Raw genomic sequence first — 12,584 nt, forward strand, 5'->3', positions numbered from 1 at the left:
GGGGGGTGGTGCTCGTTGTGAGTCCGGATTATATCTTAGCGGTTATTGTAAATTTTGCGGGGGAGGCCCTCGCCTTTGGCCCGCCCGGGGGGTTGGGGCCGCTCCCCCCCTGGGGGGCGCCGCCGCACCGGCCCGCGTCCTGCCACGATGAGGGCATGAACCGACTTCTCCGTGCCCCGTTCCGGCCGGTGACGTATTCGCGCTGGCTGCACTTGTGCGTCCCCCTGTTGCTCCTCGCTCTGTGGATGTTCATCAACCCACGCTGGCCGTGGATGCCGCTGCTCATCGTCATACCGTTCGGATTCGTGCCGTGGGTGCGGCTGGCCGAAGGGCTCCAGGCCCGGTTCCTGCTGACTCCTCAGGACCGGGAGAGCGAGGAGAGCGGCATCAGCAGCGCTCCGTCGGTGCGCTGGGCGGACCGCTGGCGGACGGTGCTGTGGCTGGAGATACGGCTGGTCGTGAGCGGCGCCGCCATGTTCGCCACCGTCTCCCTCCCGGTCATCACCGTCGAGCTGGTCGCGACCGCGCTCGGACACCCCCTCGACCCCGACCCGGCCGTCCCCTTCCTTCCGCCGCCCTGGGCCGCCGCCCTGCTCGCTCCGCTGCCGCTGCTCGTGCTGATCGTGGTCGTGGTGCTGCTCGGCGATCTGATCACCGCGATCGCTCAGCGGCTGCTGGGGCCGTCGGCCGGCGAGCGTCTGTCGGCATTGGAGGCGCGTACGGAACAGCTGCTGGAGCGCACCCGCATCGCGCGCGAGCTGCACGACTCCATCGGGCACGCGCTGACCGTGGCGGTGGTCCAGGCCGGCGCGGCGCGGGCCGCCGACGACCCGGAGTTCACGGACCGCGCCCTGAACGCCATCGAGGAGACGGGCCGGGCCGCGCTCGAGGACCTGGAGCGGGTGCTGCTGGTCCTGCGGGAGTCGACGCAGCCGCCGTCGCAGCGGCCCACCCTCGTGGAGGCGGACCGGCTGCTTGAGTCGGCCCGCGCCTCGGGGGCCGCGGTGGACGCGCGGCTGACGGGCCCGCTGGAGAAGCTGCCCGGTCCCGTCACCCGGGAGGGGTACCGGATCCTGCAAGAGGCACTCACCAACGTGCTGCGGCACTGCGGTCCCGTGCCGGTACGCGTGCGGGTCGAGATGGCCGTGGACCGGCTCGACCTGGAGGTCACGAACCCGCTGCCGGAGCGCCCCACCGTCACGACGGGCGGCGGAAGCGGGCTGCGCGGCATGCGGGAGCGGGCGGCGCTGCTCGGCGGCCAGGCCGATACCGGTCCCCACGAGGGTGGTTGGCGGGTGCGCGCCCGGCTTCCGCTGGAGCGAATACGCTGAGCCGATGCCGGTTACCGTACTGCTCGTCGACGACGAACCCCTGGTGCGCGCGGGTCTGCGTGCCGTCCTGGAAGCCCAGCCCGACATCGAGGTGGTGGGTGAGGCCGCCGACGGGGCCTCCGTCATCCCCCTGGTGCGCCAGTTGCGGCCGGACGTGGTCGCGATGGACGTGCGGATGCCGCTCCTCGACGGGATCGAGGCGACCCGGGCGGTCCTGCGGTCGGTGGACTCGCCGCCGAAGATCCTCGTGGTCACCACCTTCGAGAACGACGAGTACGTGTATCAGGCGCTGCGGGCCGGTGCGGACGGGTTCCTCCTCAAGCGGGCCCGGCCCTCGGAGATCGTGCACGCGGTGAGGCTGGTGGCGGAGGGCGAGACGTTGCTCTTCCCGGCGGCCGTACGGGCCTTGGCCGCCGAGTACGGCAACCGGCAGGCGCGTGCGGCGCTGCGGAAGGCCGCGCTGACCGACCGGGAGGAGGCGGTCCTGAGGCTGATGGCCCGCGGCCTGACGAACGTCGAGATCGCCGGGGAGCTCATCGTCGGCACGGAAACAGTGAAATCGCATGTCAGCGCGATTCTGGGGAAGCTGGGGGCGCGGGACCGTACCCAGGCGGTGATCACCGCCTACGAGTCGGGCTTCGTCTCCCCGGCCTGAGGGGAGCCACTGATTCCGGCGGATGGGGGGCTGCTTCTCGCCGCCGGGCGAAGCGCGCAGTACGATCCGGCTGACAGGGCCGCTAGCTGGGAGGACACACGTTGGGGCAGCTGACCGGCGGGGATCCCTCTCTGCTCCGGCGGATCAATTCGGCCGTGGTGCTCCGGGCACTGCGCGCGGCCCAATCGCCGACCCTCACCGACCTCACCCGGGTCACCGGGCTCTCCCGTCCGACCGTCGAGGGGGTCGTGGAGGGCCTGATGGGCACCGGGCTCGTGGTCGAGGCCGGAGCCGAGGAGGGCGCGCGCCGCCAGGGACGACCTGCGAGAAGGTTCCGGTTCCGGGCCGAGGCCGGACACCTGCTGGGCATAGAGATCGGCTCGCACCGCATCGCGGTGCTGCTGTCCGGGCTGGACGGCCGGGTGATCGGCGCCGGGACCAAGGAGGTCGCCGAGACCGCGTCGGCCGACGAGCGGCTGGAGCGGGTCAGGACGGCGGTGGCGGATCTGCTGCGCCGGGCCGGTGTGCCCCGGGACTCCCTGCGGGCGGTCGGCGTGGGCAGCCCCGGCATCGTGGAGGCCGACGGCACCGTCCGCCTCGGGACGGCCCTGCCCGGCTGGACGGGGCTACCGCTCGGGGAACGGCTGCGGCGCTCGTTCCGTTGCCCGGTCCAGGTGGAGAACGACGCCAACGCGGCGGCGGTCGCCGAGCACTGGAAGGGTGCCGCGCGGGACACGGACGACATCGTGTTCGTGATGGCGGGCCTGAGCCCGGGCGCGGGCTCGCTGATCGGCGGCCGGCTCCACAGGGGGTTCGGCGGTGCGGCGGGCGAGATCGGCGCGCTGCACCTGCTGGGGCGCGAGGTCACGCCCGAGCGGCTGCTCTCGACGACGGGCGAACCGCTGCACCCGCTGGACGAGCCGGCGGTCGCCGAGGTGTTCGCGATGGCCAAGCGGGGCGACGAGCGGGCGGTGGCCGCGGTGGAGCGGTTCCTCCAGCGGCTCGTGCACGACGTGGCGGCGCTGGTGCTGGCGATGGATCCGGAGCTGGTGGTCGTCGGCGGCTGGGCTGCGGGGCTGGACGGTGTCCTCGAACCGTTGCGGCGGGAGCTGGAACGGTACTGCCTGCGTCCGCCGAAGGTGGCCCTGTCGCTGCTCGGCGAGGCCGCGGTGGCCACGGGGGCGCTGCGGCTGGCGCTGGACCACGTGGAGGAAGAGTTGTTCGCGGTGGAGAAGACGGTCACCGCCCGCCGGTAGCCCCACCGGTCCGGACGCCCGGAGCGTACGGCCCGGTCGGGGCCGGGGCGGCGGCAGGCCGGGCACCTGCCCGCCGACGGTCAGTCCTGGTGCGCCGCCCGCAGGTGCCGCCCGCCGCCGTGGACGTGCGGCGTGGACGTCTCCCGCCCCGGCCGTCTCCGCCGTGGTCACCGCCGCCCGGCGGGCCCGGCATCGTGGCCCTCGACGCGGTCACGGGCCTCGTCCACTCCGTACGGCCTGCCTCAGTCCTGTCCTTCGCCCTCGGTCAGCCGCGCACGTGCAGCCCGAAACCCGTGCGGCCCGCGGGCTCCAGACCCTCCTTCAGGTGCAGCGAGGGGATCTCGTAGTCACCGAAGTTCTGCCGCCGGAACGGGATGGGCTCGGTCGACTCCAGGGTGAGCAGGCGCTGCTCCCAGGCCTTGGCGACGTCCGGGTACTCCTCGTCGGTCAGCCGGTCGGTGCCGTGCAGCACGAACGGCGGCAGCACATCGATGCCGGGGTAGTAGAGGATGCCGTGGTGGAACGGGAACAGCAGGTCCTCGATGGGGCCGTTGATCCCGCGAGCGGCGTAGTGCGACTCCGGGCCGCCGACGGTCACCGACAGCAGGGCCCTCTTGCCCGCGAGGGTGCCTTCGCCGAAGCGCTCGCCGTACTTGGTGTCGCTGTGCTCGCCGACGCCGTACGCGAAGCGGTAGGTGAACACCCGGTCCACCCAGCCCTTGAGGATCGCGGGCATCGAGTACCACCACAGCGGGAACTGGAAGATGATCGTGTCCGCCCACAGCAGCTTCGCCTGCTCGGCGAGGATGTCCGGGGTGAGCGTCCCGGCTTCGAAGGCCCGGCCCGAGTCCCGGGCGACCCGCAGCGGACTCGACGCGTCGGGGCCGTAGTCCGCGGCGTCCACGACCGCCTTCCAGTTCATCGCGTACAGATCGCTCACCCGTACCTCGTGCCCGGCGGCCTCCAACGTGGACACCGCGAGGTCCTTCAGGGAGCTGTTGAGCGACTTCGGCTCGGGGTGGGCGTGGACGATCAGCGTCTTCATGGGAACTCCTTCGAATCGGATGCCTTCGATTCTGGGCGCCCCGGCGCCCGGCGTTCAGGGGCTCCGCTTCCGTAGGACGGGACTTCCTGGTACTGGCAGGACCACCTTCACGGGCGGCTCCGAGGCCATACTGAGGACATGGACGATCTTGCGGGCTTCCTGCGGACCCGGCGTTCCCGGGTCGACCCGGCGGCCGTCGGCATACCCACCGACAGCCGCCGCCGGGTCGAAGGGCTGCGCCGCGAAGAGGTCGCGCACCTGTCCGGAGTCAGCGTCGACTACTACGTACGCCTGGAGCAGGGCCGCGCGACCCAGCCCTCCGAGCAGGTCCTCGACGCGCTCGCCCGCGTCCTCGGTCTCGACGGGACCGAACGCGGGCACCTCTACCGGCTCGCCCGGCAGCGCCGCCGCAGCGCGAAGCCGCCGGGCGGCCGGGTCCGGCCGGAGCTGCTGCGCGTCCTCGACCTGGTCACCTGCGCACCCGCGCTGATCATGGACCACCGCCTGGACGCGCTCGCCGGGAACCGTCTCGCCGGGCTCCTCTTCGGCCGGCCGATGCCGGGCCTGAACATCGCCCGGCACCTCTTCCTGGAGGAGGCCGAGCGCGGCCTTTACGCGGACTGGGAGAAATGCACCCTCGACGTGGTCGGGCACCTGCGCCTGGCCGCCGGCCAATACCCCGAGGACCCCCGCCTGGCCTCGCTCATCGGCGAGCTGGCGATGGGCAGCGAGCGCTTCCGCCGCCTCTGGGCCCGGGCGGACGTGCGCGCCCGCGCACACGGACGCAAGACGTACCGGCACCCGCTGGTCGGACTGCTGGAACTGCACCAGGAGAACTTCGCGCTGCCGGACGAATCGAGCATGGAGCTGCTGGTGCTGTCCGCGGCCCCCGGCAGTCCCGCCGAGGACGGGCTGCGCCTGCTCGCGGGCCTGGGCGCGGACAGCGGTGACGCGCATCCCGCGGTGAACGCTCAGGTCCGCGAGTAACCCGGCGACGGCTCTGCCGCGCGAGCCGTGGCCTCTCCCGCCGGCGCGGGTGAACTCCCTCGGGGCTTGCGGCGGGAGACGGCATCCCTCGCGGCCCCAGCCCGGCCGAAGCCGGGGCCGGCCGGCCGGCCGAAGCCGGGGCCGGGGTCCGGGGGGGGTCAGGAGGCGGCGCGGGTTTCGGTGATCTCCACGCCCGAGTCGCCGAAGGTGAGGCGGCAGGTGTCGGCACGGTACGTCGCCACGGAGACGGCGGCGGTGCCCTCGGCGGTGAAGTAGCGGGTGGTCACCAGCAGTACGGGGGCGCCGGGCAGCCGGTCGAGCTCCTTGGCGTCGTCGGCGCGGGCGGAGCCCAGCTCGACCGAGCGGTCCTGCCCGTCGAGCACGAGCCGCTGGAGCTCGCGCAGGACGGCGCGCGCCCGCGCGGGTCCGGCGGGGGCGTCGATGGCGGAGAGCCCCGGCACGGACGCGGCGGGCACGTACAGCAGCTCGGCGGCGACGGCCTGGCCCTGCGTGACGCGGGTCCGGCGCACGGTGTGCACGGGCAGGCCGGGGGCGGTGCCGAGGAGCTTCAGGACGGCGGCGGCGGGAACGGTCTCGGCGGCGTCCACGGCCTCCCAGCCGTCGGCGCTGTCGGCGGGCCAGCTGTGCCCCGTACTGCCGACGGCGACGCCGACGCGCGGCGGGGCGACGGTGGTACCGACTCCGCGGCGGCGCTGCAGGCGGCCTTCGAGCTCGAGCTGTTCCAGGGCCTGACGCAGGGTGGCGCGGGCGACGCCGAAGCGCGCGGCGAGCTCACGCTCGTTCGGCAGCACCTCGCCGACGGCGAAGTCCTGGTCGAGCGCGTCGCTGAGCACGGTCTTGAGGTGCCAGTACTTCGGCTCCGGCACCGATTCGAGCTGCGTGGTCCCCACCCTGACTCCTCCTGCAATCGCCGCTAGCGCCGTGTCCGAGCGGCAGTTCCGCGCCGCAGTTCCGTGCCTTTGTTTATTAAAGGTTCCTGCACTATCCCTGCGACGATAGGACGGCGCACCCCCTTGGTCAAGACCAATCCTCGCCGCTTTGCCGGGCAGATCGGGCATATGTAGCAAGCCGTTCACAGGATGTTCGCGCTCTCCTCGTGCGGCCCGGAGGCTTGTAACCGGGGGCTACCGGGCGGTAATCATGGGGACAGTCGTTACTGACGGCCTGTCTCACACGCGTCCCACCGACGAGGAGCAGCATGACCGCCACGGTCTCGTTCACGATCGATTCGCCGCTCGGCCCCCGGCCCGCCACCGTCTCCTACGAGCGCAAGGGCGCGGGCGAACCGCTCCTCCTGCTCCACGGCATCGGCCACCACCTCCAGGCCTGGCAGCCGGTGACCGAGGTGCTGGCCGCCGACCACGACGTCATCGCCGTGGACCTGCCCGGCTTCGGCGCGTCCGCTCCACTGCCCGCGGGAGTCCCGTACGACCTCGCCACCGTCGCTCCGGCCCTCGGCGCGCTCTGCGCCGCGCTCGGCGTCGAGCGGCCGCACGTCGCGGGAAACTCCCTCGGCGGGCTGCTCGCCCTGGAGCTGGGGCGGCGCGGCCTCGTGCGTTCGGTCACCGCCCTGTCCCCCGCCGGGTTCTGGTCGCAGGGCGAGCGCCGCTACGCCTTCACCGCCCTGCGCGCCATGCGGGCCGGCGCGCGGACGCTGCCCCTGCCCGCCCTGGAGCGGCTCTCCCGCAGCGCCCCCGGCCGGGCCGCGCTCACCGGCACCATCTACGCCCGCCCGGCCCACCGCTCCCCCGACGCCGTCGTCGCCGAGACCCTCGCGCTGCGCGAGGCCGCCGGCTTCGAGGAGACGCTGGCCGCGGGCGGCTCCGTACGGTTCACCGACGACGTGCCGGGCATCCCCGTCACGATCGCGTGGGGCACGCGCGACCGGCTGCTCCTGCGCCGGCAGGGCGTGCGCGCCAAGCGCACGGTACCGGGGGCGCGGCTGGTGCGGCTGCCGGGCTGCGGTCACGTGCCGATGAACGACGACCCGGCGCTGGTGGCCCGCGTGATCCTCGACACCGCCCGGACGGAAGCCCGACGCGTCGACGCAGCCTGAAGCCGTAACGCGTCGACACCGCCCGGGGCCGTGCCGCGTCCACGCGGCCGAAGCCGTCCGGACCGACGGGCCCAAGTCCCTTCCGGTGATGACCGGCTGACGGCTGTTCATCCGCGGTTCGCGTGGGAGACGCGGCCGGTCCGGTGTGCGGCGGCACACTGGACCGGCCCGCCCCCGCCGGCCCCTGGAGACGCACCGATGGCACCGATGCCGCACACCCGACGGTCCCTGCTCGGCGGTTCCCTCGCCGTCCCGCTGGGTCTCGCCCTGTCCACGGCGTTCGCCGCACCCGCCCTGGCCTCCTCCTCGGGGGCCCCGGCGTTCGCCCGCTCCGGCCGCCCGGCCGCGCTCTGGGGGACCCAGTCCGGCGAGATCACCTCCCATTCGGCCACCATCTGGACGCGCTCCGACCGGCCCGCGCGGATGTACGTGGAGACCTCGCCGAGCGAGTCGTTCCGCTACGGCGTCCGCCGCCACGGCGGCCCCTTCCTCGGCCCCGCCACCGACTTCACGGGCACCGCCACCCTGCGCGACCTGCCTCCCGGCCGGCAGATCCACTACCGGGTCGTGCTCACCGACCCCGACGACCCGCGCCGCTCCAGCGAGCCGGTGCGCGGCACGTTCCGCACCACGCCCGCCTCCCGTCGCGGCGACGTGCGCTTCCTGTGGTCCGGCGACCTGGCGGGCCAGGGCTGGGGCATCAACCCCGAGCTCGGCGGCTACCGCGTCTTCGAGGAGATGCGGCTGCGCGATCCGGACTTCTTCCTGTTCAGCGGTGACACGATCTACGCCGACGGGCCGATCCAGGCCGCCGTGCCGCTGCCCGACGGACGCATCTGGCACAACGTCACCACGGAGGAGAAGGCCAAGGTCGCCGAGACCCTCGCCGAGTTCCGCGGGAACTTCCGCTACAACCTCCTCGACCGCAACCTGCGCGAGTTCTACGCCCAGGTCCCCGTCCTCGCCCAGTGGGACGACCACGAGGTGCGCAACAACTGGTACCCGGGCCAGCTGATCGACGATCCGCGCTACACCGTCAAGGACGTCGACACCCTCGCCTCCCGGGCCCGTCAGGCGTTCGGCGAGTACTTCGCGGTCACGGACCTGCGGGGCGGGCGCGCCGAGGGCCGGATGTACCGGGTGATGCGGCACGGTCCGCTGCTGGACGTGTTCGTGCTGGACATGCGCACGTACCGGGACGCCAACTCGCCCGGCCGCCAGACCGACGACGCGGTCGGCATCCTGGGCACGGAGCAACTGGCCTGGCTGAAGCGGGAGCTCTCCCGCTCCCGCGCCACCTGGAAGGTCATCGCCGCCGACATGCCGCTGGGCATCGTCGTCCCCGACGGGTCCGTGAACTTCGAGGCCGTCGCCCAGGGCGACCCGGGGGCGCCGCTGGGGCGCGAGCTCCAGATCGCCGACCTCCTGCGCCACATCAAGCACCAGCACATCACGGGCACCCTCTGGCTCACCGCCGACGTCCACTACACCGCCGCCAACCACTACGCGCCCGAGCGCGCGGCCTTCTCCGACTTCGCGCCGTTCTGGGAGTTCGTGTCCGGCCCCGTCGGCGCGGGCGGCTTCCCGGCGGGACGGCTCGACGCCACCTTCGGCCCGCGGACGGCGTACGTCCAGTCGGCGCCGGTCGCCAACATGTCCCCGGCCGAGAACCCCCCGTACTACGGCGAGGTCGAGATCGACGGCGGCAGCGGGGAACTCACCGTCCGGTTGCGGCGCCAGGGAGGCGGCGTACTCTTCACCCAGGTGCTCCAGCCGGGTCGTGTGGGACAGATGTGAGGTCCGTGATGACCGAAGCGTCACCATCGGAAATCCGTCGGAAAACTAGGAGAAACCGGCCAGATCGACACTTAACCAGTCGGTCACAGAGCGTTCGTGATCACGCAACACCCCTGAGCCACAGTGGTGTGCATGACTGAACGTACCCATGCCGCCACCGCCCAGCGTCCGCACCGCCACCACTGGCGCCGCGACCTCGTCGAACTCGCCGCCCTCTTCTGCGCCGTCGCGGTCGCCGACGGCATCGCGAACCTCGTCGCGCACGGCCCCGAAGGCCCCGTCCTGCTGGTCGCCTCGGCCGTCGCACTCCTCGTCACGGCTGCCTTCCACACCTGGTGGGCCCGCCGGCACAGCCATGCGCCGCCGCCGCTGAACACCGCCCCCTCCGATCCGGCGCCGCGCCCGGCCACCGGCGCGGCCCCCGAGGCGGCCGCCGCCACCCTGTGGCGGATGCGGACGACCGTACGCGACGAGCCCGGCAGCCTGGCCGCGCTCTGCACCGCGCTCGCCGGAAACAGGGTGGACATCCTGAACCTGCAGACGCACCCCCTCCCCGAGGGCGGCACGGTGGACGAGTTCCTGCTGCGCGCCCCGCAGGACCTGCCCTCCGGCGACCTCACCCGCGCCGTGTCCCGGGCCGGCGGCCACAGCACCTGGATCGAACGCGCCGACGCCCACGACCTGGTGGACACCCCCACCCGGGTCCTGGGCCTGGCCACCCGCACCGCCCTGGACGCGGCCGAACTCCCGCTCGCGCTGCGCCACCTCCTCGGCCGCTGCACCATCCACTCGATCCCCGCGACCACCCTCTCGGGCCGTCCCAACGCGGGCGCCGACGCCCCCGTCGAAGGGGTCCTGGAGGCGACGTCGATGCGGCTGCGCGACCCCTCGGGCGGCGCGATCACCATCGAGCGGCCCCACCTCCCCTTCACCCCGACCGAGTTCGCCCGTGCCCGGGCCCTCGTCGAACTCGACGCCCGCCTCGGCCCGCGCGTCCCGCGCCGCCGTGACGTCCTGACCCTGCCCGAGGGCAACGAGATCACCGTGCGCCGCGCCGACGGCGGCGACTTGACGGCCGCCCGCGCCATGCACGACCGCTGCAGCGAGCGCACGCTCGGCCTGCGCTACCACGGCCCGGTCGCCGACGCCGACCGCTACCTGGGACACCTGCTGAGCCCCCGCTTCGGCCGCACCCTCGCCGCCACCACCGCCTCCGGCAAGCTCGTCGCCCTCGGCCACCTGCTGTGGGACGGCGACGAGACCGAGGTGGCCCTGCTCATCGAGGACGACTGGCAGCGCCGCGGCATCGGCTCCGAACTCCTGCGCCGGCTGCTGGCGATGGCCGTCGAGGCCGGGTGCGACAGCGTGTACGCCGTGACCCAGGCCTCCAACACCGGGATGGTGGCGGCCATGCGCGGCCTCGGCCTCCCCCTCGACTACCAGATCGAGGAGGGCACCCTGGTGATCACGGCCCGGCTGGACGCGACCCCGGTCCCCTCGCGCCTGCCCTATGACGTCCCGCGCGCGCAGGCCCCGTACGAACCGCACCACAAGCACCGGCCCTGAACCCGCGCCCGGGGCGCCGGTGACCGTTCCCCGCCCCGGGCCCGCCCGGCCCCCGAAGGGTGAAGTGTCCGGATATCGGCGAGACCCGGCCGCCGGGACCGGGCCCCGACAGGAGGCTGGGCCCGAACGGTGATGACGTAGGGGCGTCCCCCGTATGAAGATGGCCGCATGTCAGAGACCCTCCACCGCGACAGCGCAGCCCGTCTGCCCCGTCAGGTCGCCGACGCCTACGTCGACGACCTCATCGCCATCGACCCGATCATGGGCACCTACCTCGGCATCGCCGCCAGTTCCGGCAGGCTGCCGGACTTCTCCCCCGCCGGCCGCGAGGCCGCCGCCGAGCTGTCGCGCACCACCCTCGCCCGGCTGGACGCCGCCGAGCTGCTGCCCGGCGCCGGCACCGACGCCGAGCGCCGCTGCGCCCGCCTGCTGCGCGAGCGGCTGAACGCCGAACTCGCGGTCCACGAGGCCGACGAGGACCTCCGCGCGGTGAGCAACATCCACTCCCCCGCGCACGCGGTCCGCGAGGTCTTCACCCTGACCCCGGCCGACACGGACGAGGACTGGGCCGCGATCGCCGAACGGCTGCGCGCCGTACCGGCCGCCTACGCCGGTTACCGCGAGAGCCTCGCGCTCGGCCTGGAGCGCGGGCTGTACGGGAGCCCCCGCCCCGCCGCCACCTTCGTCGAGCAGCTCACCACCTGGGCGGGCCAGGACGAGGACGGAAACCCGGACTTCTTCGGCGCGTTCGCCGCCGACGGCCCGGACTCGCTGCGCGCCGAGCTGGACGGGGCCGCGGCGGGCGCCACGGCGGCCGTGGCCGAACTGCGCGACTGGATGCGCGACGTGTACGCCCCGGCGGTCGCGGACGCGCCGGACCCGGTGGGCCGCGAGCGCTACGCCCGCTGGTCGCGCTACTTCAACGGCACCGACCTGGACCTGGACGAGGCGTACTCCTACGGCTGGTCGGAGTACCACCGGCTGCTCGCGGAGATGAAGGCCGAGGCGGCCAAGATCCTGCCCGGCGAGCCGAACCCCTGGGACGCGCTGCGTCACCTGGACGAGCACGGCACCCACATCGAGGGCGTCGACGAGGTCCGCGCCTGGCTGCAGGGCCTGATGGACGAGGCCATCGAGAACCTGGACGGCACCCACTTCGAACTCGCCGAGCGGGTCAAGCGGGTCGAGTCCATGATCGCCCCGGCGGGCGGCGCGGCGGCGCCGTACTACACCAACCCGTCGGAGGACTTCTCCCGTCCGGGCCGCACCTGGCTGCCGACGATGGGCCAGACCCGCTTCCCCGTGTACGACCTGGTCTCGACCTGGTACCACGAGGGCGTTCCGGGCCACCACCTCCAGCTCGCGCAGTGGACGCACGTGGCCGACCAGCTGTCGCGCTACCAGGCGAGCGTCGGCCTGGTCAGCGCCAACGCCGAGGGCTGGGCCCTGTACGCGGAGCGGCTGATGGACGAGCTGGGCTACCTCAAGGACGCCGAGCAGCGCCTGGGCTACCTGGACTGCCAGATGATGCGCGCGGCGCGGGTCATCGTGGACATCGGCATGCACCTGGAGCTGGAGATCCCGGCGGATTCGCCGTTCCACCCGGGCGAGCGCTGGACGGTGGACCTGGCGCAGGAGTTCTTCGGCCTGCACAGCGGCCGGCCCGCCGAGTTCGTCGAGAGCGAGCTGACGCGGTACCTGTCGATGCCCGGGCAGGCGATCGGCTACAAGCTGGGCGAGCGCGCCTGGCTGCTGGGCCGGGACAACGCGCGGGCCGCGCACGGTGATTCCTTCGACCTGAAGGCGTGGCACATGGCGGCGCTGTCGCAGGGGTCGCTGGGCCTGGACGACCTGGTGGACGAGCTCTCGA

10 protein-coding genes are annotated in these 12,584 nt (G+C 73.4%); 8 read left to right on the plus strand and 2 right to left on the minus strand.

Annotated features, from left to right (window positions below):
• Positions 1-155 precede the first annotated feature (155 nt).
• From ACFV0Q_RS28790 to ACFV0Q_RS28800, 3 genes are all read left to right on the plus strand, one after another.
• The gene (locus tag ACFV0Q_RS28790) at positions 156-1,331 is read left to right on the plus strand and encodes a sensor histidine kinase (RefSeq protein ID WP_385009278.1); all 1,176 of its coding nucleotides are present in this window, start codon (positions 156-158) and stop codon (positions 1,329-1,331) included.
• A 4-nt stretch (positions 1,332-1,335) separates the two neighbouring features.
• Positions 1,336-1,986, plus strand: coding sequence for a response regulator (locus ACFV0Q_RS28795; RefSeq protein ID WP_385009279.1), 651 nt, complete (start codon positions 1,336-1,338; stop codon positions 1,984-1,986).
• 101 nt (positions 1,987-2,087) lie between these two features.
• Entirely contained in the window at positions 2,088-3,242 is a 1,155-nt protein-coding gene (locus tag ACFV0Q_RS28800) for an ROK family transcriptional regulator (RefSeq protein WP_385009280.1), read from the plus strand.
• Positions 3,243-3,507: 265 nt separating this feature from the next.
• Here ACFV0Q_RS28800 and ACFV0Q_RS28805 read toward each other — a convergent pair whose 3' ends face one another.
• The gene (locus tag ACFV0Q_RS28805; protein ID WP_385009281.1) at positions 3,508-4,287 is read right to left on the minus strand and encodes an NAD(P)H-dependent oxidoreductase; all 780 of its coding nucleotides are present in this window, start codon (positions 4,285-4,287) and stop codon (positions 3,508-3,510) included.
• Between the two features lie 138 nt (positions 4,288-4,425).
• Between ACFV0Q_RS28805 and ACFV0Q_RS28810 the strand changes: the two genes are divergently transcribed.
• Positions 4,426-5,274, plus strand: a complete 849-nt coding sequence (locus ACFV0Q_RS28810; RefSeq protein WP_385009282.1) for a helix-turn-helix transcriptional regulator — start codon at positions 4,426-4,428, stop codon at positions 5,272-5,274.
• Between the two features lie 158 nt (positions 5,275-5,432).
• Here the strand turns inward: ACFV0Q_RS28810 and ACFV0Q_RS28815 are convergent, their stop codons facing one another.
• A complete protein-coding gene (locus tag ACFV0Q_RS28815; RefSeq protein ID WP_385009283.1) occupies positions 5,433-6,185 on the minus strand; it encodes a GntR family transcriptional regulator in 753 nt (250 codons plus the stop codon).
• A gap of 308 nt (positions 6,186-6,493) precedes the next feature.
• Between ACFV0Q_RS28815 and ACFV0Q_RS28820 the strand changes: the two genes are divergently transcribed.
• From ACFV0Q_RS28820 to ACFV0Q_RS28835, 4 genes are all read left to right on the plus strand, one after another.
• Positions 6,494-7,351, plus strand: coding sequence for an alpha/beta fold hydrolase (locus tag ACFV0Q_RS28820; protein WP_385009284.1), 858 nt, complete (start codon positions 6,494-6,496; stop codon positions 7,349-7,351).
• Positions 7,352-7,549: 198 nt separating this feature from the next.
• Complete coding sequence (locus tag ACFV0Q_RS28825; RefSeq protein ID WP_385009285.1) at positions 7,550-9,148, plus strand: alkaline phosphatase D family protein; 1,599 nt, start codon at positions 7,550-7,552, stop codon at positions 9,146-9,148.
• A gap of 132 nt (positions 9,149-9,280) precedes the next feature.
• Positions 9,281-10,714, plus strand: coding sequence for a GNAT family N-acetyltransferase (locus ACFV0Q_RS28830; protein WP_385009286.1), 1,434 nt, complete (start codon positions 9,281-9,283; stop codon positions 10,712-10,714).
• A 168-nt stretch (positions 10,715-10,882) separates the two neighbouring features.
• On the plus strand, positions 10,883-12,584 hold a 1,702-nt coding region (locus ACFV0Q_RS28835), incomplete at its 3' end, for a DUF885 domain-containing protein (RefSeq protein WP_385009287.1).

The organism is Streptomyces sp. NPDC059564 (assembly GCF_042735575.1).
Lineage (GTDB): Bacteria > Actinomycetota > Actinomycetes > Streptomycetales > Streptomycetaceae > Streptomyces.

Bases quoted from the DNA above. Each gene is read 5' to 3' on its own strand.
- ACFV0Q_RS28830 (WP_385009286.1), top strand. From the start codon at position 9,281: ATGACTGAACGTACCCATGCCGCCACCGCCCAGCGTCCGCACCGCCAC.
- ACFV0Q_RS28825 (WP_385009285.1), top strand. From the start codon at position 7,550: ATGGCACCGATGCCGCACACCCGACGGTCCCTGCTCGGCGGTTCCCTC.
- ACFV0Q_RS28810 (WP_385009282.1), top strand. From the start codon at position 4,426: ATGGACGATCTTGCGGGCTTCCTGCGGACCCGGCGTTCCCGGGTCGAC.
- ACFV0Q_RS28795 (WP_385009279.1), top strand. From the start codon at position 1,336: ATGCCGGTTACCGTACTGCTCGTCGACGACGAACCCCTGGTGCGCGCG.
- ACFV0Q_RS28820 (WP_385009284.1), top strand. From the start codon at position 6,494: ATGACCGCCACGGTCTCGTTCACGATCGATTCGCCGCTCGGCCCCCGG.
- ACFV0Q_RS28790 (WP_385009278.1), top strand. From the start codon at position 156: ATGAACCGACTTCTCCGTGCCCCGTTCCGGCCGGTGACGTATTCGCGC.
- ACFV0Q_RS28805 (WP_385009281.1), bottom strand. From the start codon at position 4,287: ATGAAGACGCTGATCGTCCACGCCCACCCCGAGCCGAAGTCGCTCAAC.